At 54.7% G+C, this 25,831-nt stretch carries 24 protein-coding genes; 12 read left to right on the top strand and 12 right to left on the bottom strand.

The annotated features are described in order from the left end of the window. Nucleotides 1-25: 25 nt before the first annotated feature. From FJ695_RS27400 to betI, 4 genes are all read right to left on the bottom strand, one after another. The gene (locus FJ695_RS27400) at nucleotides 26-1,336 is read right to left on the bottom strand and encodes an adenylate/guanylate cyclase domain-containing protein (RefSeq protein ID WP_209010842.1); all 1,311 of its coding nucleotides are present in this window, start codon (nucleotides 1,334-1,336) and stop codon (nucleotides 26-28) included. A gap of 124 nt (nucleotides 1,337-1,460) precedes the next feature. Next, nucleotides 1,461-2,924, bottom strand: coding sequence for a betaine-aldehyde dehydrogenase (gene betB / locus FJ695_RS27395; RefSeq protein ID WP_141188401.1), 1,464 nt, complete (start codon nucleotides 2,922-2,924; stop codon nucleotides 1,461-1,463). A gap of 49 nt (nucleotides 2,925-2,973) precedes the next feature. Next, on the bottom strand, nucleotides 2,974-4,632 hold the full coding sequence (gene betA, locus FJ695_RS27390; protein WP_141188400.1) for a choline dehydrogenase: 1,659 nt from the start codon (nucleotides 4,630-4,632) through the stop codon (nucleotides 2,974-2,976). Nucleotides 4,633-4,649: 17 nt separating this feature from the next. Continuing rightward, the gene (betI, locus tag FJ695_RS27385) at nucleotides 4,650-5,252 is read right to left on the bottom strand and encodes a transcriptional regulator BetI (protein ID WP_141188399.1); all 603 of its coding nucleotides are present in this window, start codon (nucleotides 5,250-5,252) and stop codon (nucleotides 4,650-4,652) included. Between the two features lie 197 nt (nucleotides 5,253-5,449). Between betI and FJ695_RS27380 the strand changes: the two genes are divergently transcribed. From FJ695_RS27380 to choV, 3 genes are all read left to right on the top strand, one after another. After that, nucleotides 5,450-6,394 carry a choline ABC transporter substrate-binding protein gene (locus FJ695_RS27380; RefSeq protein WP_141188398.1) on the top strand — a complete coding sequence of 315 codons (945 nt, stop codon included), beginning with the start codon at nucleotides 5,450-5,452 and terminating at the stop codon, nucleotides 6,392-6,394. 75 nt (nucleotides 6,395-6,469) lie between these two features. Beyond that, nucleotides 6,470-7,312, top strand: coding sequence for a choline ABC transporter permease subunit (gene choW / locus FJ695_RS27375; protein ID WP_141188397.1), 843 nt, complete (start codon nucleotides 6,470-6,472; stop codon nucleotides 7,310-7,312). After that, complete coding sequence (choV, locus tag FJ695_RS27370; protein ID WP_141188396.1) at nucleotides 7,309-8,352, top strand: choline ABC transporter ATP-binding protein; 1,044 nt, start codon at nucleotides 7,309-7,311, stop codon at nucleotides 8,350-8,352. Before choW ends, choV begins: the two co-directional genes overlap by 4 nt. Nucleotides 8,353-8,436: 84 nt before the next feature. Here choV and FJ695_RS27365 read toward each other — a convergent pair whose 3' ends face one another. Next, on the bottom strand, nucleotides 8,437-8,649 hold the full coding sequence (locus FJ695_RS27365; RefSeq protein WP_141188395.1) for a cold-shock protein: 213 nt from the start codon (nucleotides 8,647-8,649) through the stop codon (nucleotides 8,437-8,439). Between the two features lie 432 nt (nucleotides 8,650-9,081). Here FJ695_RS27365 and FJ695_RS27360 point away from each other — a divergent pair, with 432 nt between their 5' ends. After that, complete coding sequence (locus FJ695_RS27360; protein ID WP_141188394.1) at nucleotides 9,082-9,432, top strand: BA14K family protein; 351 nt, start codon at nucleotides 9,082-9,084, stop codon at nucleotides 9,430-9,432. An 80-nt stretch (nucleotides 9,433-9,512) separates the two neighbouring features. On the opposite strand, the gene FJ695_RS27355 is transcribed toward FJ695_RS27360, so the two are convergent. Together FJ695_RS27355 and FJ695_RS27350 are read right to left on the bottom strand one after the other, a co-directional pair. Next, complete coding sequence (locus FJ695_RS27355; RefSeq protein WP_141188393.1) at nucleotides 9,513-9,971, bottom strand: YaiI/YqxD family protein; 459 nt, start codon at nucleotides 9,969-9,971, stop codon at nucleotides 9,513-9,515. After that, on the bottom strand, nucleotides 9,968-11,194 hold the full coding sequence (locus tag FJ695_RS27350; RefSeq protein WP_141188392.1) for a TIGR03862 family flavoprotein: 1,227 nt from the start codon (nucleotides 11,192-11,194) through the stop codon (nucleotides 9,968-9,970). Before FJ695_RS27350 ends, FJ695_RS27355 begins: the two co-directional genes overlap by 4 nt. A gap of 184 nt (nucleotides 11,195-11,378) precedes the next feature. On the opposite strand from FJ695_RS27350, the gene FJ695_RS27345 reads away from it, so the two are divergent. Further along, nucleotides 11,379-12,575: an HD domain-containing phosphohydrolase gene (locus FJ695_RS27345; protein WP_209010841.1), complete on the top strand. Its 1,197-nt coding sequence runs from the start codon at nucleotides 11,379-11,381 to the stop codon at nucleotides 12,573-12,575. Nucleotides 12,576-12,577: 2 nt separating this feature from the next. Here FJ695_RS27345 and FJ695_RS27340 read toward each other — a convergent pair whose 3' ends face one another. After that, nucleotides 12,578-13,366 carry a glycosyltransferase family 2 protein gene (locus FJ695_RS27340; RefSeq protein ID WP_141188391.1) on the bottom strand — a complete coding sequence of 263 codons (789 nt, stop codon included), beginning with the start codon at nucleotides 13,364-13,366 and terminating at the stop codon, nucleotides 12,578-12,580. A gap of 84 nt (nucleotides 13,367-13,450) precedes the next feature. Further along, nucleotides 13,451-15,121 carry an alpha-glucosidase gene (locus tag FJ695_RS27335; RefSeq protein ID WP_141188390.1) on the bottom strand — a complete coding sequence of 557 codons (1,671 nt, stop codon included), beginning with the start codon at nucleotides 15,119-15,121 and terminating at the stop codon, nucleotides 13,451-13,453. Between the two features lie 531 nt (nucleotides 15,122-15,652). On the opposite strand from FJ695_RS27335, the gene FJ695_RS27330 reads away from it, so the two are divergent. Next, nucleotides 15,653-16,819 carry an acetyl-CoA acetyltransferase gene (locus FJ695_RS27330; RefSeq protein ID WP_141188389.1) on the top strand — a complete coding sequence of 389 codons (1,167 nt, stop codon included), beginning with the start codon at nucleotides 15,653-15,655 and terminating at the stop codon, nucleotides 16,817-16,819. A gap of 74 nt (nucleotides 16,820-16,893) precedes the next feature. Here the strand turns inward: FJ695_RS27330 and FJ695_RS27325 are convergent, their stop codons facing one another. Both FJ695_RS27325 and FJ695_RS27320 read right to left on the bottom strand, forming a co-directional pair. Further along, nucleotides 16,894-17,865 (bottom strand): haloalkane dehalogenase, encoded by a 972-nt coding sequence (locus tag FJ695_RS27325; protein ID WP_209010840.1) that lies wholly within the window; start codon nucleotides 17,863-17,865, stop codon nucleotides 16,894-16,896. A gap of 137 nt (nucleotides 17,866-18,002) precedes the next feature. Continuing rightward, nucleotides 18,003-18,596 (bottom strand): TetR/AcrR family transcriptional regulator, encoded by a 594-nt coding sequence (locus FJ695_RS27320; protein ID WP_141188388.1) that lies wholly within the window; start codon nucleotides 18,594-18,596, stop codon nucleotides 18,003-18,005. Nucleotides 18,597-18,772: 176 nt separating this feature from the next. Between FJ695_RS27320 and FJ695_RS27315 the strand changes: the two genes are divergently transcribed. Both FJ695_RS27315 and FJ695_RS27310 read left to right on the top strand, forming a co-directional pair. Further along, a complete protein-coding gene (locus FJ695_RS27315; RefSeq protein ID WP_141188387.1) occupies nucleotides 18,773-20,227 on the top strand; it encodes a gamma-glutamyltransferase in 1,455 nt (484 codons plus the stop codon). A gap of 24 nt (nucleotides 20,228-20,251) precedes the next feature. Beyond that, nucleotides 20,252-20,626 (top strand): hypothetical protein, encoded by a 375-nt coding sequence (locus FJ695_RS27310; RefSeq protein WP_141188386.1) that lies wholly within the window; start codon nucleotides 20,252-20,254, stop codon nucleotides 20,624-20,626. Between the two features lie 57 nt (nucleotides 20,627-20,683). Here the strand turns inward: FJ695_RS27310 and FJ695_RS27305 are convergent, their stop codons facing one another. After that, the gene (locus tag FJ695_RS27305; RefSeq protein WP_141188385.1) at nucleotides 20,684-21,184 is read right to left on the bottom strand and encodes an invasion associated locus B family protein; all 501 of its coding nucleotides are present in this window, start codon (nucleotides 21,182-21,184) and stop codon (nucleotides 20,684-20,686) included. 391 nt (nucleotides 21,185-21,575) lie between these two features. Here FJ695_RS27305 and cysG point away from each other — a divergent pair, with 391 nt between their 5' ends. The 4 genes from cysG to FJ695_RS27285 are packed head-to-tail and all read left to right on the top strand — an operon-like array spanning nucleotide 21,576 to nucleotide 25,811. After that, nucleotides 21,576-23,039 (top strand): siroheme synthase CysG, encoded by a 1,464-nt coding sequence (cysG, locus tag FJ695_RS27300; RefSeq protein ID WP_141188384.1) that lies wholly within the window; start codon nucleotides 21,576-21,578, stop codon nucleotides 23,037-23,039. A gap of 10 nt (nucleotides 23,040-23,049) precedes the next feature. Further along, nucleotides 23,050-23,349 (top strand): DUF2849 domain-containing protein, encoded by a 300-nt coding sequence (locus FJ695_RS27295; protein WP_141188383.1) that lies wholly within the window; start codon nucleotides 23,050-23,052, stop codon nucleotides 23,347-23,349. A 55-nt stretch (nucleotides 23,350-23,404) separates the two neighbouring features. After that, a complete protein-coding gene (locus tag FJ695_RS27290; protein WP_141188382.1) occupies nucleotides 23,405-25,063 on the top strand; it encodes a nitrite/sulfite reductase in 1,659 nt (552 codons plus the stop codon). Further along, nucleotides 25,050-25,811, top strand: a complete 762-nt coding sequence (locus FJ695_RS27285) for a phosphoadenylyl-sulfate reductase (RefSeq protein WP_141188381.1) — start codon at nucleotides 25,050-25,052, stop codon at nucleotides 25,809-25,811. The genes FJ695_RS27290 and FJ695_RS27285 overlap by 14 nt, the downstream gene beginning before the upstream one ends. The last annotated feature ends 20 nt before the right edge of the window (nucleotides 25,812-25,831 follow it).

Below are 25,831 nucleotides of genomic sequence, written 5' to 3'. Positions count from 1 at the left end.
CCTATTTCGCGCCTGACGGAGATGATTACGCGGAAAAAATGGCAACCGGATTGCCAACTCCGCGCAAGACATGGTCTCCCATAGGATCCAGGCCGGACTTCAAGCCGTCCGGCAAAGCAGAACGGACTGGCTCGGTCAGCAGCAATGTCTGGCCGAGCGGCTTGCAAAGCGCCTCCACCCGGCTGGTCTCATTAACTGCACGGCCAATCACCGTGAAATCAAGGCGTTCTTCTCCCCCAACGTTGCCAAAAAATACTTCACCCATATGCAATCCGATGCCGATCTTAAGCGGGTGCCAAAGAGCTGGATCAGGCAGAGTATCGGAAGGAGCATCATTTAACTCGTCAATGGACGACAGGACTGCACGGGCAGCATTCACCGCGGCATCCGCTGCAGCTTGCCGGCCAAGTGTCTTTTGATCAAACACAGCCAGGACACCGTCGCCCATAAATTTTAAGATGTCGCCTCCGTGGTTCAGAACAGCCGTTGAGACCCGGTCAAAATAGGCGTTGAGGATGGCCGTGACTTCTGCTCCGCTTAATCGGTCAGCAAGACCGGTGAAGCCGCGCATATCGCTCATGAAGACAACGGCATCAATAGCCTCGCCGTCGCCGCGTTTGATTTCGCCATCAAGCACACGTTGACCGGCGATCGGGCCGAGATAGGTATCAGCAACGTTCCGGGCGATCCGTTTTACGATGTGGCGTTCTACATGCAGGGCGAACAGCTCGATCAAAGATCGGATTTCTTCTTTCTGCTCTGGTGATATGCCGCCTTTTCGAGTGGTCGCCAGCGTCATGGCATTGTTCATGGTGCCTGAGGCGCTCAGCGGTATGGCAACGTAATTCGTATATCCTTGCTCGGCGAGGTCCCGCATGATCGGGAAGGCGTTGAGGCCTTCTTCAGTTTCCAGGTCAACTTTGACAAACTCGCCCTCGGCCATGACCTTGTAGAGGGGATTTTTCGTGAAGGCTTCGTGCTGAAGCGCGTTGGCATCAGCAGCCAGTTCATCGCAAAAACTGTCTTGTGCACTCCAGAACCAGGAAAATCCGATCACACGCGGGTGCAACGTCCCGATATGAAGTGTCGACCGGTCAATGTCCAAATGGGCCGCCTGGCACCGCCACATGAACTCCTCGAACATCAGCATGACGTCGTCAATCTCTGTGGCATCGTTGAGCAGCCAGCTTTTGACGTCTTCCAGGGTCTGAGCATCAGGTGCACAAGCTGGACCGCGCTGTGAGCGGGCCAGCAGTTGCACATTTGCAGCGTAAGTTCTCGGGGAGGGATCAAGAGGTTGACGGCTCATATGGATCCGTTCGGTTTTTAAGGTCATGACCCTAATCTGGGCGTCTTTGCTGAAAGATCAATCGATGAATTGATTGAACGATGCCTTCAATAAAAAAGGCTCCCCGGATTGGATAATCCGGGGAGCCTGGAACTGAGATTGTTTTCAGCGATCAGAAGGCGGCTTCAACACCGCCCATTTCCACGTAGATGCTCTTTATCTGACTGTAGTACTCGATCCCGGCATGACCGTTTTCGCGGCCCATACCTGACTTCTTGTACCCGCCAAACGGCATTTCGATCGGCGTCAGGTTGTAGGTGTTGATCCAGCAGGTTCCCGCCTGCAGCTGATCGATCACACGGTGAGCGCGTTGAATGTCCTTCGTGAAAACACCGGCGGCCAGGCCGAAGTCGGTATCATTGGCGCGGGCAATAACATCGTCTTCATCTTCAAAATCGAGAACGCTCAGCACGGGCCCGAAAATCTCTTCCTGAGCGATGCGCATCTCGTCCTTGACGTCGGCAAAAACGGTCGGCTGAACGAAATAGCCATCCGGCAGGTTGTCGACAGTGGCTGCGCCGCCGCCGCAAACTAGCCGGGCGCCTTCATCCTGGCCGATCTGCATATAGGACAGAACCTTGTCGAGCTGCGGCTTGGAGACGAGTGGTCCGATGCTGGTTGCTTCATCCAGCGGGTCGCCGAGAACCGCATCGGCTGTGCGTTCTGCAAGCCGCTTCAGGAATTGTTCTTTGATGGCGGTGTGTACAAAAACACGCGTGCCATTGGAGCAGATCTGGCCAGTGGAATAGAAATTCGCATTAATCGCGGCGGAAATTGCGTTTTCGATATCCGCATCATCAAAGATGATCAGCGGAGATTTGCCGCCCAATTCCAGGGTCGTCTTTTTCAGATGTTCACCTGCAAGGGCGGCCACCTTGGAACCGGTCGGCACAGAACCGGTCAGTGAGACCTTGGCAATGTCCGGATGCGCGACCATTTTGGCGCCAACATCGCCAAAGCCTTGAATGACATTGAAGACACCGGCCGGAAGGCCCGCTTCCGTCAAGGCCTCCGCCAGCTTCAGCGCGCTGAGTGGTGTCACCTCAGACGGTTTGAAAATCATCGCGTTGCCGCAGACAAGCGCCGGTGCCGCCTTCCAGCACGCGATCTGGATCGGATAGTTCCAGGCGCCAATACCGAAACAGATACCGAGCGGTTCGCGCTTGGTGTACGCAAATGAGCCACCAAGATCGATGTGTTCGCCGGTCAGGGTTGCCGCCAAGCCGCCGTAATACTCCAGGCAATCCGCGCCGGAAGCTGCGTCCGCGATCAATGTTTCCTGAAGCGGCTTGCCGGTGTCGAGCGTCTCAAGAACCGAGAGTTCGTAGTTTTTCTCGCGCAGAATTTCGGCAGCCCGGCGCAGGACCCGGCCCCGTTCTACAGGCGCAGTTGCGGCCCAGGCCTTTTGGCCCTCTTTGGCAGCTTTGATAGCAGCTTCGATAATTGCTTCATCGGCCGGGTGGATCTTGGCAATCACTTCGCCTGTTGCCGGATAAACCGACTCAAACGGAGTGCCGCTTTGGCTTTCAGAGTAGGCGCCGCCAATATAATGGGAGGCTTGCGGTTGCGCGCGCATGAGAGGCTCCTGCTTGTCGTGTTTTTGCCGGCTGATGCCGGATGAACAATTAACGCTGGCTGGTTTCCCAAGCCGGATTGATCCAAGGTTCCTGGTTGGACGCCGGCAGTGGCGTTTTGCCAAGGATGTGATCGGACGCTTTTTCGCCAACCATCAGAGATGGACCATTGAGATTGCCATTGGTTATCTGCGGGAAGATGGAACTGTCGGCGACCCGCAGCCCTTCCACTCCAATCACTTTACACTCCGGATCGACAACTGCCATCGGATCATCCTTGGCGCCCATCTTACAGGTGCAGCTCGGATGATAGGCGCTTTCGACATGCTCCATGATGAAAGCGTTGAGTTCATCATCGGTTTGAACGTTGTCACCCGGCTGGATTTCTTTGCCACGGTACGGCGTAAATGCGTCCTGACCGAAGATCTCCCGTGTGAGACGGATGCAGGTGCGGAAATCCTCCCAATCATCCTCATGGGACATGTAGTTGAAGAGGATCGATGGTTTGGCGCGCGGATCACTGGATGTAAGGCGGATGTGCCCGCGCGATTTGGAGCGCATGGGCCCGACATGCGCCTGGAAGCCGTGTCCTTCAGCTGCCGCTTTGCCGTCATAGCGAACGGCAAAAGGTAGGAAGTGATATTGAATGTCGGGGTATTTCACGCCTGCTTTGGAGCGGATAAAGGCACAGCTTTCAAATTGGTTGGACGCACCGAGACCTTTTTTGAAGAACAACCACTGGGCGCCGATGACCGCCTTGGAAATCAGGTTCCAGTGTTTGTAGAGCGTGATGGGCTGTGTACAGGCCTGCTGCAGATACAGTTCCAAATGATCTTGAAGATTGGCGCCGACACCTGGACGGTCCGCGACAACATCAATTCCAAGCTCAGACAGATGATCTGCCGGTCCAATGCCCGATTGCATCAGGATTTTGGGAGAGTTGATCGCCGAGGCAGACAACACGACTTCGCGGGCCGCATGCGCGGTCTGGATTTCGCCTCCGACTTCAAACTCGACACCGGTTGCGCGGCCGTTCTCGATGATGACCTTGCGCACAAGTGCGCCCTTGATCAGGTCCAGATTGCCGCGTTTGAGAGCTGGCTTCAAATAAGCATTGGCAGCAGACCAGCGCCGTCCGTTGAAGACGGTCATTTCCATGTCGGCGAAGCCTTCCTGACGTTCGCCATTGTAATCGCTGGTCACGCCATACCCTGCCTGCTGGCCGGCATCTTTGAAGGCTTCGAACAAGGGATTCCATTTGGTGCCGCGCTGGATGTGCATCGGGCCGTCTGTGCCGCGCCAGCCATCTTGGCCGCCTTGGCTGGTTTCCATCCGCTTGTAATACGGAAGGACGTGCCGGTAACCCCAACCGCTGGCGCCCATCTCTTCCCAGGTGTCGAAGTCACAGGCGTGGCCACGCACATAGACCATGCCGTTGATCGAAGATGAGCCGCCAACGACCTTGCCGCGTGGAGTGGCCAAGCGGCGGCCATTAAGATGCGGCTCCGGTTCGGTTTCATACCCCCAGTCATAAAGCGGCATATTCATCGGATAAGAAAGCGCGGCAGGCATCTGGATGAATGGTCCAACGTCCGTGCCACCGAATTCCAGAACCAGAACGCGGTTCTGCTGGTCTTCCGAGAGGCGGTTGGCGATTGCGCAACCGGCTGATCCAGCTCCAACGATGATGAAGTCAAACTGGTTCGTCATGAGTTACTCCGGGCCCGTCAGTGTGACGGGCGCTGTGCGGACAAGGCCGCGATCTGTGTTTCGACGTAGTCTTCGACCATGGCAATGGCGGCCTGACGGTCTGTTTTGCTGTCGCTGAGTGCCTGGCGGATCCAGACGCCGTCAATCATTGAGGCTGTTCCTTCGGCCAAGCGGCGTGCTTCTTCTTGCGGCAAAAACGCCCGTAGATTGTAGGTGAGGTTGGATGCAAGCCGCGCCGCATATATTTTTAGAAGCCGCCGGTTGCTCATTGTGGTCCGGGACTGGACATAAAAAGCTAGCCAGGCAGCAATGACCGCAGGTTGAAATTGATCGACAGCGAAATTGCCTGCGATGATGGCGGAGATGCGTGCGCGGGGCGTGGTTGCCGCTGCAAGACCGGATCGGATCTCCCGGTTTAGTTCAGTCAATAAATGCCGCATTGTCGCTGCAAGTAATTGATCTTTAGAGCCAAAATAGTGGTGAACCAAGCCGCCGGACACGCCTGCGCGCTTGGCGATTTGAGCCATTGTCACATCGCTGTAGCCGCGCTCGTGGATTGCATCCACGGTTGCATTGATAAGGCTTCGGCGGCGCTCTTCTTCCATCCCGACTTTAGGCATTTTGATCTCCAAAATTTCCTAATTCCTATTTTTAATTGATCAATCAATCAATGAAAACTTGCAAAATTATCTCTAGAGTGTTTCCATTTCGAACATAACGGCTGCTAAGAGGGTAAAGGCAGATTGAAAAGCTGGAACTTGAGAACAAAAATCAAGCGGCCGAGAACAAATTCACTTTTACAAGGGGAACACTAGAAATGAAAACAACAGCAAAAATCGTGGGCGGTCTCGTTCTCGGAATGATGCTCTCCGGAACGGCCCTGGCGGGTGAGCCGGACAGCTGCAAAACAGTTACCTTCTCCGATGTTGGCTGGACCGATATCACTGCAACGACTGCTGCGACCACTGTTGTTCTGGATGCGCTCGGATACGACACAGATATCAAAATTCTGTCCGTTCCGGTGACCTATGCATCATTGAAGAACAAGGATATCGACATCTTCCTCGGCAATTGGATGCCGACCATGGAGGGCGATATCAAGGCGTACCGTGAAGACGGATCCGTTGAAACCGTCCGTGCAAATCTCGAAGGCGCCAAATACACACTGGCCGTGCCGAAATCCACCTATGACAAAGGTCTGCAGAGCTTCCAGGATATTGCCAAGTTTAAGGACGAACTGGACGGTAAGATCTACGGCATCGAAGCTGGCAATGATGGCAACCGTCTGATCATTGGAATGATTGATGAGGATCTTTTTGGCCTGAAAGGCTTTGAAGTCGTAGAATCCTCTGAGCAAGGCATGCTGGCCCAGGTTGCCCGTGCAACCAAACGTGACAAGGACATCGTGTTCCTGGGGTGGGAACCGCATCCGATGAACGCCAACTTCGAAATGGCGTACCTGAACGGTGGTGATGAGATCTTTGGCCCGAACTACGGTGGCGCGACTGTCTACACCAACGTACGTGCCGGCTACACCAGCGAATGTGCAAACGTTGGCAAGTTGCTCAACAACCTCGAGTTCTCCCTTGCCATGGAAAACGAGATCATGGGCGCGATCCTGAACGATGGTGAAGACCCGCAGAAAGCTGCCAAGGCATGGCTCAAAGCGCATCCGGCGACATTTGAAGCATGGCTTGATGGTGTGACCACCTTCGATGGCGGCGAATCCATCGCTGCAGTCAAGGGCTCCCTGGGTCTCTAAGGATCCAATGATATGGCGCCGGATCAACCGATCCGGCGCCTTTTCATTTCCAGCATCTAATATCGGAGAGTCAGGTTGAACTGGCTGACAGATTATAAATTGCCAATTGGTCCATGGGCACGGTCCATGGTTGATTGGCTGACCGACAATGCCTATTGGGTATTTGACGGGATCTCCTTGTTTCTGGAGACGCTCATCGATGGGATCCTTTGGCTGCTGCAAGCGCCGCATCCGCTCGTCATCGTAGCGTTGGCGACCGCTGCCGGTTACGCCGTGCATCGGAAGACGTCTCTGGCAGCCTTCATCGCCATTGCCCTGCTTTTGATTATTAATCAGGGCTATTGGGAAGAAACCACTGAAACCCTGGCGCTGGTTATTGCCGCGTCTGTTGTTTGTATGGCGGTTGGTATTCCCATCGGAGTTTTTGGGGCACATCATCCGCGCTTTTTTGCAGGTCTGCGGCCGGTGCTTGATCTCATGCAGACAATCCCAACCTTTGTGTATCTGATCCCAGCCTTGATCCTGTTTGGGCTTGGTATGGTTCCAGGTCTCATCGCCACGGTGATCTTTGCCATTCCCGCTCCGATCCGGCTCACCCAGCTAGGGGTCTCCTCAACACCGACGGCTCTTTTGGAGGCCGGTGAGGCCTTTGGTGCAACCAAGTCGCAGTTGCTCTGGAAAATCGAGCTGCCCTACGCTCTGCCTCAGATCATGGCCGGATTGACACAGACAATCATGTTGTCGTTGTCGATGGTGGTGATTGCAGCTCTCGTGGGTGCCGATGGTCTAGGGGTTCCAACGCTTAGAGCGTTGAACACTGTTAACATCGCCCAGGGGTTCGAAGTTGGTGTCTGTATCGTTCTGATCGCCATCGTTCTGGACCGGTTCTTCCGCAAGGATGAAGGAGGCAAATCATGAGTTCTGTAGAGAACACGCCGGTTGTTTCCTTTAAGGAAGTGGACATTGTCTTTGGTGATGATCCGCAGTCTGCCCTGCCGTTGATTGATGCAGGCAAGACCCGCCAAGAGATTCAGACTGAAACAGGTCAGATCCTTGGCGTCGCCGGTGCAACTTTCGACATCTACGAAGGGGAGGTCATCGTTCTGATGGGCCTGTCCGGTTCCGGCAAGTCAACGCTTCTGCGAGGTGTTAACGGTCTGAACCCTGTGATCCGTGGGGAGGTCCAGGTTCACGACGGTCAACGATACGTTAATCCAGAGACCTGCTCGGAGACTGACTTGCGGCAGTTGCGCCGCAGCCGGATTGGCATGGTGTTCCAGCAATTCGGCCTGCTGCCTTGGCGGACAGTAACTGAGAATGTCGGCTTTGGCCTGGAGCTGGCCGGTGTCTCGGTCAAGGACCGCGCAGCGAAGGTCGAAGAGCAGCTCAAGCTTGTTGGTCTGGCAGGCTGGGGCGAAAAATATGTCCATGAGTTGTCTGGCGGTATGCAACAGCGTGTCGGCCTGGCCCGTGCCTTCGCGACCGATGCACCGATCCTGTTGATGGATGAACCGTTCTCCGCTTTGGATCCGCTCATCCGTGACAAGTTGCAGGATGAACTTCTGGATCTGCAGAAAGAGCTCAACCGCACGATCATTTTCGTTAGCCACGATCTGGATGAAGCCGCCAAAATCGGCTCACGCATTGCCATTATGGAAGGCGGGCGGGTCATCCAACTGGGGACACCGCAGGAAATCGTCAAGAAACCAGCGAATGAGTATGTGGCGGACTTTGTGAGCCATATGAACCCGCTCAACGTTCTGCGTGCCCGGGACATCATGGTGCCGCCTGGAAGCCTTGCTGGGTCTTTGGCGAGCGCCGTAACCTGTGTGGCGGACACACCGATCCGGGAAGTGGCGCGGCTGAAGAAAGAAAGCGCAGAGCCGGTTGTTGTTCAGCGTGATGGCGCTGTAGTCGGCGTGATCGGCGAAAACGAGCTGCTGGAATGCATGCTCTGACAAACAAAAACGGGGCCAGCGGGCCCCGTTTTCAAATCTGATTGGCGGCAAGGTGTTGTCGCCGCGCAAAACCTGCGAACAAGCTTAGAGAAGCTCGAGCTGTGCGGCTTGTTTGCCACGTCCGCGGCGGTCATCTTCTGCGACGAACGAAATCTTCGCACCTTCTACAGGCGTTCCAATACCGGCCTGTTCGAAAGCGGTGACGTGAACGAAAACGTCTTTGCCACCATTTTCCGGAGTGATGAAACCAAAACCACGGTCATGGTTGAAAAACTTGATGGTGCCATTCTCACGCATGGAGAAGCCTTTCCGTATGTTTGCGCACGGTCCCGTTTCTGGCAGACCGTGCCGATAAACGAGAAGTCAATAAGAAACGGAAAGCTTGGCAATTCAGAGCAGCACGCAATGAAGCAGCTGCCGAAGTCAGTCTTACCGGGTCTAGTGTCGTGTCCCGTACAGTGCAACTTGCACTGATGCGATCAAATGTAAGCGCGTCCTGCGCAGCCGACAAGGGTTGAAACAACTTAATCGCAAACACGGCGGTTTTGCTTCTCTTGAACGGCTTCAAAATCGCTGCGAAGAGCGCATCTTACGGACTGCAAAACTTCAAAATCCCGAAAACATACGCCTTGTGATCGCGGTCACAGAGTGAAATTGGTGCCAGCGGTACTGTTGTTTCATGAACTGGGGCGGGAGCTGTTGGCCTCAGGAGCACGAAGGAACAAGACCATGTTTAAGACCCTTGCTACGACGTCCGCCGCATTGACCATTGTCGCAGGCACTCTTGTTGCCACCAGTTCGAATACAGCCCATGCCGGTAACGGCTGGGGCGTAGCAGCCGGTGTTGCCGGCGGATTGGCCGCTGGCGCGATCATTGGATCTGCGTTGTCTGGGCCAAGATATTATGCCCCCGGAACATATTATGCGCCGCGCTACTATCGTCCGGCGCCTATCGTCACCTACCGGCCCGCGCCTTGGAGCAACGCCTGGTACAACTACTGCAGCAGTAAATACCGCTCGTTCAATCCGCGCACCGGGTATTATCTCGCTTATTCTGGCAACTACCGTTTTTGCCGTTAACTCATAAAAAGCTGGGCGCAATCACCAGCGGCCCCACAAAATGGACCGCCATTTTGTGGGGCCTTTAATTTCTGCGATTTTCAGCTGCTTGTTTGGCGTTTGGCTGCGCGCATGGTTGTTTCTAGCTGATTGAGAAACCGCGACCGGTCCTGTTTGGTGAAAGCTGGTCCGCTCTCCCTTATTTCGCCGATTTCCCTCAGATGTGTATTTAGATCCCGCATGGCGAGCCGCATACCGATGGCTTCTTCGCGGAACGGTTTGCCGTTTGGTGAAAGAACAAGAGCGCCGGTATTCACACAGCGAGATGCCAGCGGCACGTCGGCTGTTATGACCACGTCGCTTTTGCCTGCCCGTTCTGCGATCCAATTGTCGGCTTCATCCGGTCCTTCCGGTACCACGACCCGTTTAATCAGATCTCCTTCAGGAAGCCGCATCCAACTGTTGGAAACGAAAATAATTTGCACCTTGTGGCGTTCACCCACGCGAATGCACTCGTCTTTGACCGGACAGGCATCTGCATCGACATAAAGGACGGTCATAGGGACGGGCTTTCGTTGGTTTGCGTTGTCAAATACGCGCGGATTCCTTTTGCCGCAGCAAGCCCTGTCGCGAAACAGGCCTGAAGGAGATAGCCGCCGGTGGGGGCCTCCCAGTCCAGCATTTCTCCGGCCGCAAAGATGCCAGGCTGCTGTTTCAGCATCAAATTGGCATCAACTTCCGACAGGGCGATACCGCCCGCTGAAGAAATCGCGCGGTCAATGGAATAGGGCGCCTGGCAAAGGATTGGGACAGCCTTGATCCGCTGCGCCAAGTCTTCCGGAGAAGCTGGCAGTGCGCCGGCTTCACGCAACAGGGAAAGCTCCGCCGCGCGGAGGCCAACTGCCTTTTTCAAAAACGTTGATATGGACTGTTTGCCTTTCGGCCGCTTTAGTTTTTCTGTGAGTTTAACAGTTGACAATTGTGGCCGGAGATCAATGGCGATTTCGGCTGTTTCTTGCTGGTTTAGACGACTTCTTATCTCGGCCGACAGTGCATAGATCGCGCCGCCTTCCAGCCCCTTATCTGAAAGAACAGCCTCCCCAAGAACGGAAGCCTTTCCGCAGGAAATGCGAATGCGTTTCAGTGGATGTCCGGCGAAGCGGTCTTTGATGAAGTCGCACCAAGCAACTTGAAACCCGCAATTTGCCGGCTGGAAGTCGTGTACCTCGATATCGTTTTCTCGAAGTGACGGAACCCATGCGGCGTTAGAGCCCAGTTTTGGCCAGCTCGCTCCTCCAAGGGCCAGCAGGACAGCACGTGCGGGAAAGGCGCGTGGTACCGAATTGTCCTCCTGGATGTGGGGCAAACCCTCAGAGTTAAAACCGCAAAAAGTTCTGCGGGGGAGCAGTTTTACACCCTGTTGGTCCAACCGGCGGAGCCAGGCCCGCAGAAGGGGGGAGGCTTTCATCGCTTTCGGAAAAACACGTCCGCTGGTGCCAACAAAAGTCTCTTCCCCAAGTCCATTGCACCATTCAACAAGGGCTGAGGGAGGAAACGCTGAGATCATCGGCTGCAAAAAGGGCTCAGCTTCGCGGTAGCGGCCCAGGAATGTCTCCAGCGGCTCGCTATGGGTGATGTTCAAGCCACCGCGGCCCGCCATCAAAAACTTGCGCGCAGGCGACGGCATCCGATCAATGATCGTAACACCAAGTCCCGCAGCTGACAGGTGTTCAGCAGCAAAAAGCCCGGCAGGACCAGCGCCTATAATCAGTACATCATGCATCCGGGCCTTATAGTCCAAATGCTTTTGCAAATACCACTGCGGATTGCTTGCTTGAAGCGAAAACCGGCTGAAGTTTGGCCGCGTTTCTCAAGAGTTTATTATTATACTTATGAAATCTTAGATGATGGGGAAGGGGTTTGTTGATCTGTTGATTTGCCTCTGCGGTAGTTGGGAGGGTCTTGTTTTGGCCGAAAAAGGAAATGAGATAATTCTTGTTGCCGACCCGGATCTATCCGTGCAATCCGTTTTGACCAAGCTGTTTTCTGATGATCACGCCGTGACGTGTTTTTCCGACTCAGGTTCTGCTACCCAATTTCTAAAAGACTATCCGAATACAGCCATCGTTTTCTCTTGTTATCATCTTCCAGGGTGTGGCGGCGTCGCTTTCTTAAAGCAGTGCGAGGCTCTGGCGCCGCAAGCTGCCCGGATCATGTTGACAGGGGAAAGTTCCAAACATGCAGTCAAAGAAGCCCTGAATTTGGGGCATGCTTTTATGTATTTGGAGAAATCGTGCCAGCGAAATGAAATCCTGGCAGCGTTCGAGGCTGCACTTTCTCATCATCGCCATCTGGCCAAAGAACGGGCAATTCTGGAACGTACACTTGCCGGTTCCGTAAAGATGCTGATCGAGATGCTGTCGCTGTTCCACCCGGATGCGTTTCGTAGAACCAGCGCCATTCGTCAACAGGCGCTCAAAATAGCAAAACAGTTGGGTTTGAAAAAAACTTGGGAACTGGAAATGGCGGTCATGTTGTCCCCTCTCGGGGAGGCGATGTTGCCAACGCAGATCTTGTCCAAGTTCCGGGCGGCGCGTAGCCTTGGTGAGCAGGAACGGGAAATTCTTGCAAGAGCCCCGCAGCAGACACGGGATCTGTTACAAAACATCCCGCAATTGAATCGTGTTTCGGAATATCTGTTCCTATCGGGCCGTGGCTATGATGGCTCTGGTTTTCCCGAAAATGGCCCCATTGGGCAAGACATTCCGCTGATATCCCGGATCATCAAGCTGCTGACGGATCTCTGGTATGCCAGTCCAGAAAACGGGCCAGATGCAGCTGCTTTTGAGGCACTGTTGATCAACTGGCGCCAATATGATCCCCGTTTGCTGGATATAACCAAAGCGGTTTTGCTGAAAGAGCTGCCTCATGAACCAAAATCGAAGTTTATTCAATGCCACATACGATCTCTGAAACCGGGAGATGTTCTGGTTGATGATGTGCGAACCGAGACATCGTTCGAATTGGTCTTGTCCGGCGGGCATCTACTCACACCCACAACAATCCGAAGGCTCGAAAACTTCAACAAGACGGCAGGTGTTCGTCAGCCGCTTCGGGTACGGCGAAGCAAAACTGCAGGCAGCCCGTTAGAAAAATCTGCTTGAATTTAGTGTTTGGCGCGTGTGTCCAAGAGTTCAGCTTCATAGGCTTTGGCTATGCGTAAGAAGCGGCCATGTGCATAGTTGATCGCAAGGATCACACCCCACCAGCCATATTTCCAGTACCGGCGGGCAAAGTATCCCTTGAAGAAGCTGACCGGAAATTCGGTCAATAGCCGCAGGCGGGATAGTTTGCGGCCACGCGCGCGCATATCCGCCACTTGCATATCGGAATAGCGATTGTATTTGCCGACCTGAAACTCAAGAGATCGGTCGGACCGGTGTGCCATGACGCCATTCAGGTTGGAAAGTCTTGCGCCTTCCTCCGGGCGCACTGTGTCATGCACAGTGGACGCAGAAAACCGGCCTTTGCGCCGGTCATAAAGGCGAATTTGATGATAGCCATAGGCCCAAGGTGCCGGGGAGGCTTCATGGGCAAACACATCGCGGATCATGATCCGCCAGGCATCCGCGCTCTGGTAACTGTTGTCTGCGAACTTGGCTTTGATCTCTTCGGCAAGTTCCGGAGTGATCTCCTCGTCCGCATCCAGGTTGAGCAGCCAATCATTGCGGCATTGGTCTTCGCCAAACCGCTTTTGCGGACCATAACCTGGCCAATCGTTGTGGATGACCTTGGCACCCAATGTCTCAGAAACAGCGACGGTTTCATCCGTTGAACCACTGTCGATGACAATGACTTCGTCGACCCAATCAATGACGCTCTTGATTGCCGACGGGATCCGGTCGGCTTCATTCTTGGCAATAATAAATACCGACAGAGGAAGGCGTTGTGTCATTGGAGTTCCGGGTCAGTGCGTCTGCTCGCCGGAACGGCCCGGCGCGCTGTTTTAGCTGCGCCGGACCCTATTTTGAAGAGGCAATCAGGAATTCACAACGCCAAAGAAGGCGTCAAGGCCGTTCAAAGTAAGTTCCGCGTCAACAAGAGATCCTTCGAAACCTGGCGCCTTTAAGTCCTGAAGGCGAAGCTCAGGGAGCGAAATTGTTTCCGGCGCGTCTCCCAGATTGAATGCACACAGGATCGTCTGACCTTGATAGCTGCGGGTGAAGACCAGCGTCTCTCCTGGGCTGTCGATGAAACTCATGTCGCCTTTCAGCAAAGGTGCTTTGTTTTTCCGCCAGACGTAGAACGATCGGAGCCGGTTTAACACGGAGCCCTCATCCTGGTCTTGTTCAAGAACTGCGCGCTCAAGATGCTCAGCTGCAACAGGAAGCCACGGTTCGACATCTGAGAACCCGGCGTTGGGTGCCGCTTTGGACCAGGGCATCGGGGTCCGGCAGCCATCGCGGCCTTGATAGTCCGGCCAAAACCGAATGCCATAGGGGTCTTGCAGCTTTTCAAACGGCACATCTGCTTGCGTGAGACCCAGTTCTTCGCCCTGATAAAGGCAGGGAGTGCCCCGAAGGCTGGCGCAGAGCGCTGCTGTGAGCGGCGCGTATTTTTCTATATCCAGGCCGGCGCCCCAGCGGGTTGCAACCCGTTTGACATCGTGATTGGAGAGAGCCCAGCTGGCCCAACCGGTGCTGACACCCGCATTCATGGCTTCCACAATCTGGCGGATGTAACTAGCTGAATGATCCGGTGTCAGCAGGTCAAAACTGTAAGCCATGTGGATACGTTTATCCGCTTCCGTATAGGAGGCCGTCAGTTCTACGGCCTGGCCATCGGCGCCGATTTCACCAACCGAAGTCGTCCCGGGGTATTTGTCGAGCAAAGCTCGGAGCTTTTCTAGAAATAGCAGATTTTCCGGCCGGCTCTTGTCGTAGATATGCTTCTGGAAACCATAAGGATTGGTCGCCTCGACTGTTGATGGGGCTTCTTCAGCGCTGAGCGGCGGGTTGTCCCGCAAGTCTTTGTCGTGAAAGTAAAAATTCACGGTATCAAGGCGAAAACCATCCACACCACGATCGAGCCAAAACTTGGCAGCCGTCAACACGGCATCATGGACCTCGTCATTGTGAAAATCTAGATCTGGCTGGCTGGTTAGAAAGTTGTGCATGTAGTACTGGCGCCGGCGGCTGTCCCATTCCCAAGCGGAGCCACCAAAGATCGATAACCAGTTTGTTGGCGGAGTGCCGTCGGGTTTTGCATCGGCCCACACAAACCAGTCCGCTTTAGCATTGTCTCTTGAAGACCGGCTTTCTTTAAACCAAGGGTGCTGGTCCGACGTATGGGAGATCACCAGATCGATGATGATCTTCAATCCACGTTCATGCGCGGCGGCTGCCATCCGGTCGAAATCGACGAGTGTGCCGAACATCGGATCGACATCTTCGAAATTCGAGATGTCGTACCCAAAGTCCTTCATAGGGGAAGTGAAGAAGGGGGACAGCCAAATCGCGTCGACACCGAGCGAGGCGATGTAATCCATCCGCTCGGTGACACCGTTTAGGTCGCCGATGCCGTCTCTATTGGTGTCATAAAAAGACCGCGGATAAACTTGGTAAATCACTGCGCCTTTCCACCAATCAGGGTCGGCTGTCCGATTTTCTGGCAAAGTAACCTCCCGGCCTAATTCGGCATTTTCAAACATGAAACGTCTCCACAAAACCACGATTGAAGCGAAATTCAAAGCGCTTTGAATGGCTATATTGTGCGGTTCTGATGGTCAAGTCCTGGAAAAAGGGAATTGTGATCAACTGAGAACATTGTAAGGCTGGCCACATAGTCGTGTGAGCGGGGTGAGGTTTGGCAAAATAAAAACCGGCCCTGCAGAGCAGGACCGGTTGAATTTCTGAAAAGTGTCGAAAAAGTCATTTGTCCGGAACAGGTCCCTGATAGCAGGCGATCATGACAGTGGGACGAATTTTTCTTGTCGAAGGTCTCCAGCGGCTATTTTGTTTTCCAGAAGTACTCAAAACGCTGAATCAATTTCAAATAAGATATTGAAAATAATAGAATTAGAAAAATTGAATGACGTTTAGGTCAATTTCTTCTTGCAAAGCAGCATGGAAGCTGGGACTGTTAGGCGAATTTCGGATGGCACGACATGAATTTTGCGCTCGGATGTTTCCATGAGCGCCTAGATGAAGCCGTGCACGGTGCCGCATTTGGAGGAAACATCATGACAGCAGCGATGGTTGGCTGGGCGCATCTGCCCTTCGGAAAGCATACGGACGAGACGGTCGAGAGTATGATCGTCAATGCGGCCAGCGAAGCGATCAAGGACGCTGGTATCTCCCCAGAAGATGTTGATGAAATTGTTCTGGGCCATTTTAACGCCGGTTTCTCCCAGCAAGACTTCACGGCCGCACTGGTCCTGCAGGCCAATCCAGCGCTAAGGTTTACACCGGCAACCCGTGTTGAGAACGCATGTGCCACCGGTTCTGCCGCCGTTCATCAAGGCGTTCGGGCGGTATCTTCCGGTGCAGCGCGGTTTGTGCTTGTTGTCGGTGTGGAGCAGATGACAACCACACCAGGCCCGGAAATCGGAAAGAACCTGCTGAAAGCGTCATATCTGAAAGAAGACGGGGATACGCCGGCCGGTTTTGCTGGGGTTTTTGGCAAGATCGCCGATTCATACTTCCAAAAATATGGCGATCAGTCTGATGCTTTGGCGAAGATTGCAGCCAAAAACCACAAGAACGGCGTGGGCAATCCCTATGCTCAGATGCGCAAGGATCTCGGCTACGATTTCTGCCGTGATGAGAGCGAAAAAAACCCGTTTGTTGCTGGTCCCTTGAAGCGGACTGATTGTTCCTTGGTCTCCGATGGCGCAGCAGCCATGATTCTAACCGACCCGGCAACGGCACTTGGTATGAAAAAGGCCGTTGCTTTCCGTGGTATGGCTCATGTCCAGGACTTCCTGCCGATGTCCAAGCGCGACATCCTGAAATTCGAAGGCTGTTCCAAAGCCTGGGGCGCTGCGCTCGGAGATGCCAGCCTTGCGATTGAAGACCTGTCATTCGTAGAAACCCACGACTGTTTCACCATCGCCGAACTGATCGAATACGAAGCGATGGGCCTGACCAAAGAAGGTGAGGGCGCAAAAGCGGTGCTGGAAGGCTGGACAGAAATGGACGGCAAGCTGCCAGTCAATCCATCTGGTGGCTTGAAAGCCAAAGGCCATCCGATCGGTGCGACCGGCGTTTCTATGCACGTGCTGACTGCCATGCAGCTGACCGGCACGGCAGGCGATATTCAGGTGAAAAACGCCGAGCTCGGCGGGATCTTCAACATGGGTGGTGCGGCCGTCGCAAACTATGTTTCGATCCTTCAGGCAATGAAGTAGATCGCATATTACCTTATGAGCAAAAAGCCGGCTTTGTAGCCGGCTTTTCTATTTGAAGATCCAAAGTTGCATACTCAGTTTCGGCGTAGCCAATCCGAGAGGCCTTTGCCGATCATATGCGGCTGATCCTCTTGGAGATAGTGAACGCCAGCACCGATGAAACGCGTTTCCAGATTTGGAAGTGTCTTTTTAAAATAGTCGACGACAGGCGCCGGATTGAGCGCACCTGGTTCTGCGTAGAAATAGAGTTTTGGCAACTCAGTTTTTGCCAGCCATTCGCCGTTCGCAGTTGTGATGGCAGTGACATCTGCGGGTTCGCCGCCAATCGGCAACATCCTTGGAAAGGTCAGGGTTGGCAGGCGGCTTTGTTCTGTTTCGAAAGGCTCCCGGTAAACCGCCCGGACGTTTTCTGATAGCGGTTTGGCAACACCCATTTCGGATAGAATGACCTCAACAAACATGTTGTCTTTCAAGATCATTTGTTCGCCGACACCTTCGGTGCGGACACCTTTGAAAAACTCACCGCCCGCACCCAGCGATTCATAATCTGGAATTGGAACTGCGGGAGCGACGATGGCTTCCATGAATGCCAAACCGCGGAAATTGGTTTCATTCTCGCGGGCATAGTGCATACCGAGTGCTGAGCCCCAGTCATGAATGACGAGCGTGATGTTCTGAAGTTCCAGAGCGTCAATGAACCCAGATACATACTTGTAGTGATCCTGGTAGGTGTATCCGATGTCCGGCTTATCGGACTTGCCCAATCCTATGAGATCGAGCGCGATGACCCGGCCCTGATCTTCCACATGGGGCATGATATTCCGCCAAAGATAAGAGGAAGTTGGATTACCGTGAATGAATAGGATCGGGTCGCCTTGCCCTTCGTCGACATAGGCGATTTTGGACCCATGAACGTCAATGAATTTGTAGTCGTAGGGCATGACGTCTGAGGTGCCCAGTGAGGCGGGGCCCGCGTGCGCGCCGGGTGCACCTTCTAAAGCTGCGGCCAGCACGATTGGTATCAGTGTTTTCGTCAAGGAATTCATCGGTAAGCCTTTCTGGTTTTGAACGCGCAGGTCACCACCTAAATCTACATATATTAAAGATGACCGGTCGTCTTGGAATTGAAGAAAATCAGTTTACTTGAATGGGGATCTCCTTTCGTTTGCCGTGTGTAGGAAAGTCAGTTGGACGGCTTCAGCATCTGGTCAAAAACTATGTTTATGAACACTCTCATAGGTTCTGAGCTGTCTGACGATTTGGCGCGCAGGATCGCGCCTTGCCAGCCGTTGTAAATGAATTGCCCAAGAACGCTTGGATCCTGCGATGGAGGCAAAGACCCATCAGCCCGTGCAGCTTCCAAACAGTCGATGTATCGCCGCTGCAGGGATGTGAAAACATGAAATAAAGCTTGGCGAATGGGCGTGTTTTCGAGTGCCAGTTCCTGAGAGAGGTTACCGGCAAAACATCCCGATTTTCCCTCATCTTGATCGAAGAGGTTGGCCCAATCTTCAAAAAGCGTCCGAAGCCGTTGCAAAGGTGGCACTTCAGAATTGGCGAGCTGAGCGTCGAGATGTTCCAGGAGGTTTTTCTCATACAGCTTCAATGCTTCAATCACAAAGGCGTCCTTGCTGTCGAAATAGTTATAGAAGGAGCCTTTGGGGACACCGGCAGCGTTGGTGATTTCTTTGACACCCGTTGCGGCCACACCTTGCGTGTAAAGCAGGTGAAAGCCTCTTTCCAACAAGATGTCTCTATTTGCAGTCGCTTTCGGCATAATATGACCAGTCGTCTCAACTGCTCTCAGATATGCCTCAGGCTCGTCGTTGTTTCAAGACGGGTCGCGGGTTTGTGATCAATGATGTTTTGTTTGATTTACTGTTGGTCTAGTGAAAAATCGGTCAGCGCCATGATTACCTTGTGTTTTTTGCACCCCTATGGTTTGACCGGCATATGAAACGAACACAAAAAGGCGCTGTTGCCGCCGGTCACAAGCTGACTGCCGAAGCAGGTGCGGCCATGCTGCGGGATGGGGGCAGCGCGGTTGACGCTGCGATAGCAGCTCTGGCTATGGCGTGCGTTTGTGAACCGGTCTTGGCGTCCCCCGGCGGTGGCGGTTTTGCCATGATCCGGGACGGCGCGAGCGGCAAGACAACTCTGCTGGACTTTTTTCCGCAAACTCCCCGGCAAAAGCGGGACGATATCGGGGACGGGTATCGAACCATCGAAGCTGACTTCGGTACCACCACACAGATCTTCCATATTGGTCCGGCAACGGTTGCAACACCTGGCTTTCTGGATGGGCTGGAGGCTTTGGCGAAGCACGGCACGCGCCTTTCGCATCAGGACCATTTCGCGCCCGCGATTTCAGCCGCAACGGGTGGCGTCGAAATCACCAGTTATCAGGCGTATCTGTCGACCGTCGTAGAACCGATTTTGATGGCGACGGAACCTTCCCGGAGCGTGTTTGCACCCAGTGGCGCCCTTCAACGAGCCGGTGAGGTTTTCTTCAATCCAGCCTTGGCGGAAACCTTCAAGAATTTAGGCCAGACAAGCTGGCGGCAGACGGAGATCCCCGAAGCCCTTCTGAAGGAACAGGGTGAAGGCGGACACATTACAGAAGCAGACCTTCGGCAGTACGGCGTTGAAGAGCGGTCACCGCTGTCGCTATCAGCCGGCAATGCCAAGTTGTTTCTAAACCCGCTCCCGGCCGCCAGCGGGACATTGATCCAATATGCGCTGAGGTACTTGGAGACGTGTGCCCCACTGTCACTTGCCAAGGCTCTGGACACGGCCGACCAGGCCAGGCTGTCGGCACGTGGTGATCTCAGTGTGTTATTAGATCATCCTTTGCGTCAGAAAGGCACAACGCACATCTCGGCCGTTGATGCGGACGGTAATGCTTGTTCCGTTACCGTATCCAACGGCACAGGCAGCGGTGAAATGGCCGGCGGATGCGGTTTCATGCTCAACAACATCCTGGGCGAAGACGACGTCAATCCAGATGGCGCCCTGGGTTGGCCAGTGAATACCCGCCCGGCTTCCATGATGTGCCCGACCCTTCTCGATATGCCGGATGGCCGGTTGATCGCACTTGGATCTGGCGGGTCCAGCCGGATCCGCTCTGCGGTTTTTCAAGCAGTCGCCCACTTAGGCCTGAATGGGGCCGACATTCATACAGCTGTTGAGGCGCCGCGCCTTCATGTTGAAGAGGGGCATCTTGATGCCGAAGCGCTGCTTGACGAGAGTGACCTGACTCTGCTTGCCGGCACCTTCGCAGACCATCGGTTTTGGCCGCAAAAGAACATGTTTTTTGGGGGTGTGCATGCCGTCCAGTTTGATCCGGTCAGCGGTTTTGACGGGGTTGGGGATGCCCGGCGCGAAGGGGCGGCAATCGTCGTCAACTAGAAGCTTTTGAAAGGTGTGGAGTTGGTGGCGGAAGTTATTGATTTCAATACTCGTCAAAACGTCGAGGCTATCTTAGATAAATACGACAACTTGCATGATTGGGTAATCTTGGAAGCAAAAGTTTTACCTTCGCAGGAAGATCTGGAGGCAGGTAACTGGCTTCAGATTTCACATAATCTGGAAATTACTTTTTTGGATCCGTATTCACGGTTTAAAAATAAGCATTTAAGACTCTTTTTTGTATTCATAGACCGGTATTCATGTGAAAGCCTATGGAAGTCAGGATCTGAACTGCAAGGTATTACTTTTGAGAGGAGAGCTGATCGCATAATTTTTTGCTCAGAGGATAGGGAGCACCTCTACGTTGAGGCCAAAGAAGTATTTTTCGAGGCGTTCTAGGGGAGGAGTTTTCCATAAACCCAATCAGACGCAGCCCTAGAACGCCAAAATACAAAGTTATTGAATGGCCGCCATTGCACGGCTGAACCCGGTCAGTGGAACCTCAATTTTCTGGCGCTGGCTGGCAGAGGCGGCAAAGTCGATTTCCATTTTGGCGCCGGCCTTCATGGCGTTGATCATTGTATCCGTCGCTGGTGCGCTGATGTAGCAACCGCGCTGGTCGCAGGTCGCGATTTCCAACTCGCCGATGCCTGTTCCGTCGACGGAGAGTTTGACCTTGCCGGGCAGGTAAAAGCCGAGTGGCGCTTGCAATTGAAAGACCGGTTGGCCGCTGTTGCCCGGGTAAATGATGTCGACCTTGAAGAGAAGCTGGCCGTTTTCCTTAACCCGCAGGCTTTGGGTTGCTTCGCAGATCAATGCTTCGGCCGACCTGGACTCCCCAGCGCAGCGCGTTTGCCATAACACGGTTTTTTCGGCCTGCTGGGCTTGGGCTGGCACAAATGGAAGGGCTGAGAAGAGCAGCGCAATAGCGGCAGAAAGGTAAAGCGGAAGACGCATGTTTGAGCTCGCATGTGGTTTGGAGAGGGTGTCTTTAGAAACCTAAATCAAAAGCAAGGCGGGCTGAAGCTGGCAACTTGGCTTTTGGGCGCGGGTTCTATGTTTAAGCAATTGGACCCGGCTGCAGCCCGCGTGATATCGCAGGTTCGGTTCTGAATGCAACCGCCTGGTTAAACCTACCAGACGTGCCGGTAGAGCGGGCTCCACCAAACTTGGCACGTTTTCTCTGTTGGTTAGAAAAGTGCCGCCGGATGAATGCAGCAGTCGTCATCTTGCCGATTCAGGAAAATCTTTTTCGCTAACTCAATCGGCTTTGAAATCCAGTACCCGGCGATGACCGGCAGCACCGCTTACATTTAAGCCATCAAATTGGGATTGGAGACCCTTGCTGATGGCAAGCCGCCAAACACACACGGAAATAGCACAAAAAAAGCCGGAAGACCGGCTGGATGTGTTTCCCGCCTTCATGAAGGTGGCGGGAAAGCGTGTTGTTGTGGTTGGTCGTAGCGGCGAAGCCGCTGCCAAGGTGCGTCTGCTTGGGGAAACCAATGCGGAAATTGTTGTTATCGGCGCCGAAATCGATGCTGAGCTGCAAAAGGCTGTTGATCAGTTCTCTGCGACGCACATTGCCGAAGACTTCAAACCGAAACATCTGACCGGCGCTGCCTTGGTCTTTTCCGCCCGTGAAGACTTGGCACTCGATAAGGCGGTCATAGACGCTGCGCGGATCCTGGGTGTTCCAGCGAACGCTGTCGACAAACCAGAGCTCTGTGACTTTTACACCGGGGCTCTTGTGAACCGCGCGCCGATCGCTGTTGCGATCACGTCAACCGGTGTCGGCCCTGTTCTGGCACGCCACATCCGCGCCCGGGTTGAAGCCATGTTGCCGCGTTCTACCGGTGCTTTGGCCCGGTTGGCCGAAGGTTTTCGGGACGCGGCGGCCAAGATCATCTCTGATGGAAACCTGCGTCGGAGTTTTTGGGCGCGGTTTTTCTCTGGGTCTGTTGCAGCCAATGTTTACGCCGGCAACGGCGATACTGCCCGCTCAGAAGCGCAGCGCCTACTGAATGGCTTAGCAGACGAGTCGGGATTTGTTTGGTTGGTGGGTGCCGGGCCTGGGGCTGAGGACCTCCTCACGCTCCGGGCTCAGCGCCTCCTGCAGGAAGCCGATGTGATTGTCCATGATGCGCTTGTCCCGGCCGATGTTGTGGCCATGGGCCGTCGGGATGCGGAGCGGATTTCTGTAGGCAAGCGCAAGGGCGCCCATTCTGTACCGCAGTCTGAGATTTGTGAGCTGCTTGTCGACCTCGGCGGTAAAGGCTTGAAAGTGGTTCGCCTTAAGGCGGGTGACCCGATGATTTTCGGCCGGGCCGCAGAAGAAATGGAGGCGCTCCGCGCCGGGGGTATCGGTTTTGAAGTCGTGCCCGGCGTTACAGCAGCCTTTGCCGCGGCCGCTTCGGCGCAGATCCCGCTCACCCTGCGTGGTGTCGCCTCCAACCTTGTTTTTGCAACCGGCCACAACGCCAAATCCGAAACTCTGCCGGATTGGGCCGGGCTGGCGCTGAAAGGCGCAACAGTCGCGGTCTATATGGGCCGCTCGGTCGCTGCAGCTGTGGCTGAGAAAATGATTGGGGCAGGCCTGTCTGCCACCACCCCGGTCGCGGTGATTGAAAACGCCGCGCATCCGGACGAACGCCAATTCTCCGGATCCTTGTCCGATCTTGCGGTTCTTGAAAACCGTTCAGAGATCGATGGTCCGGTCCTGATTGTAATCGGCGAGGCCGTTGGCCATGCCGCATTAGAAACTGCCGAACCGCTGGCACAGGGTGTTTCTGCCCGTGTCGCCGCGGCTTGAGGAGAGAGAAATGAAAGTGATCACCGCCAACCGCCTGCTCAACGGCGATGTTGTCTGGCTCGGCGAGAACAACACCTGGGTCGAGCGCATCACCTTGTCAAAAACGCTTGAGGGCAACGAGGCTGTTGCTGAAGGCCTGGCAACTGGTGCTGCAGCTGAGAAGAACCAGGAAGTCGTTGGTGTCTATGAGATGGATGTCACCGTGGAAGAGGGCGTGATCGTCCCGGTCCGTTTCCGCGAAAAAATCCGGGCCGAGGGCCCAACCACACATCCGCAGTACGGCAAACAAGCACAGGCCGTATCGGCCTAACAAACAGGTTCAAGGGCAGCGCTTGAGACAGCCGCGCCCTTCAAGGAGCAAAGACATGTACCGTTACGACGAATTTGACGCGAGTTTCGTCAATCAGCGCACTGAACAGTTCAAGGATCAGGTCCGCCGCCGCCTGGCGGGTGAGCTGTCTGAAGACGAGTTCAAGCCGCTGCGCCTGATGAACGGCCTGTACCTTCAGCTTCATGCCTACATGCTGCGTGTTGCCATTCCTTACGGGACCCTGAATGGCCGCCAGATGCGCAAACTGGCGCACATCGCCCGGACCTACGACAAGGGCTATGGCCACTTCACGACACGTCAGAACATTCAGTTCAACTGGCCGAAACTGGAAGACACGCCGAAAATTCTGGAAGAATTGGCGGAAGTCGAAATGCACGCCATCCAGACGTCTGGAAACTGCATCCGGAACGTGACGGCCGACCATTTTGCCGGTGCTGCGGCTGATGAAATCGCAGACCCGCGCCCATACGCTGAAATCCTGCGCCAGTGGTCATCACTTCATCCGGAATTCTCGTTCCTGCCGCGGAAATTCAAGATCGCCATTACCGGCGCGCCGAACGACCGCGCAGCGGTTCAGGTTCATGACATCGGCCTGCAGCTGACCCGCAATGATGAGGGTGAAATCGGCTTTGAAGTCTTCGTGGGTGGCGGCCTTGGCCGGACACCGATGATTGGCCGCAAGGTCCGCGACTTCCTGCCGGAAGAAGACCTGCTTGCGTACTCCGAGGCAATTCTGCGCGTCTATAACCGTTACGGTCGGCGCGACAACAAATATAAAGCCCGGATCAAAATTCTTGTGCACGAAACCGGCCTTGAAGATCTGAAGGCAGACATCGAAGGCGAATTCGAAAAAATCCGCTTTGGTGTTCTGCGCTTGCCGGATGAAGAGGTCCGCCGCATTGAAGCTTATTTCACCCCGCCGCCGCTCGAGGTAGGGTCTGATATCTCAGCAGTTGTTGAAGTACGCCGTGAAGCGGATGCAGCATTTGCGCAGTTCTTGGCGCATAACCTGAACCCGCACCGGGTGCCGGGCTATACCTCTGTGACCCTTTCCATGAAGCCGGTCGGCGGCATTCCGGGCGACGCGTCTGATGCGCAGATGGATGTCATCGCGGATCTGGCTGAAGAATACGGCCATGACGAACTGCGCATTTCGCATGAGCAGAACGTGATCCTGCCGCATGTCAAACTCGATGATCTTCCGGCGCTGTTTGACAAGCTGGTCGCGGCCGGGATTGCCGAAGGCAACGCTGGCCTGATCACCGACATCATTGCCTGCCCTGGTATGGACTATTGCGCTCTGGCGACAGCCCGCTCCATTCCGGTTGCTCAGCGGATTTCTGAACGTTTCGGCACAACGGAGCGTCAGGCGGAAATTGGTGAACTCAAGATCAAGATTTCCGGCTGCATCAACGCCTGTGGCCACCACCATGTCGGCCACATCGGCATTCTCGGTCTGGAGAAAAAGGGCGAGGAATTCTATCAAGTGACGCTTGGCGGTTCGGCTAATGAAAATGCGTCTATCGGTGAAATCATCGGCCGTGGCTTTTCGTCCGAAGAAGTCGTCGATGCCATCGAAAACCTCGTCGATACCTATCTCGGTCTGCGGTCGGGCAAGGGCGAAACCTTCCTGGAGGCCTACCGCCGGGTTGGGGAGGCACCGTTCAAGGAGGCCCTTTATGGCGCTGCGTGAAACCTTCAGTCTCGGTGTTGATCCGGAGCTGGGCCTGCAGGCAGAAGTCGCCGCGCTGAACGCCCAGTTCGAGGATGCGACGGCCGATGACATCTTGCGGGCCGCAATCCGGCATCAATTTGCCGGTGGCATCGCCATGGTCTCCAGCTTCGGCGCAGATTCGTCTGTTCTGTTGCACATGGTTGCGCAGGTCGATCCGTCGACGCCGGTCCTGTTCATAGACACAGTGAAGTTGTTTCCAGCAACAATTCTTTACCGGGACACGCTGATCGAAAAGCTCGGCCTTACCGATGTGCGCACCTTCAAGCCGTCCAAGGACGATCTGGAGAAAACGGATCCGGCCGGCATGCTCTGGATGAGCGACACCGATGCCTGCTGCCATGTGCGCAAGGTTGTGCCGCTCGAGCGTGCCCTGAACGGGTTTGAAGCCTGGATCTCCGGCCGCAAACGCCACCAAAGTTCCACGCGGACGAGCCTGGAGCATTTCGAGATCGACGCCGGGCGCGTGAAGGTCAATCCGCTCGCCGATTGGAGTGCGGCGGAGGTTCTGGATTACGCCAAAAGCCACGATCTGCCGCCGCATCCGCTGGTCGCGGAAGGCTATCCTTCGATCGGCTGCTTGCCGTGCACGAGCAAGGTTGCGCCGGGCGAAGATCCACGGTCCGGCCGCTGGCGCGGGCAGGACAAAACGGAATGCGGCATTCACTGGCCGACCCATGGCAAAGAAATTGACGGCAGCGGCATTTGAGCCGCTACCCAGACGAGTTT

Origin of the sequence: Labrenzia sp. PHM005 (genome assembly GCF_006517275.1) — a bacterium.
GTDB lineage: Bacteria > Pseudomonadota > Alphaproteobacteria > Rhizobiales > Stappiaceae > Roseibium.
The sequence above is the reverse complement of the archived record's forward strand: the minus strand, read 5'-3'. Positions and strand labels throughout refer to the sequence as shown.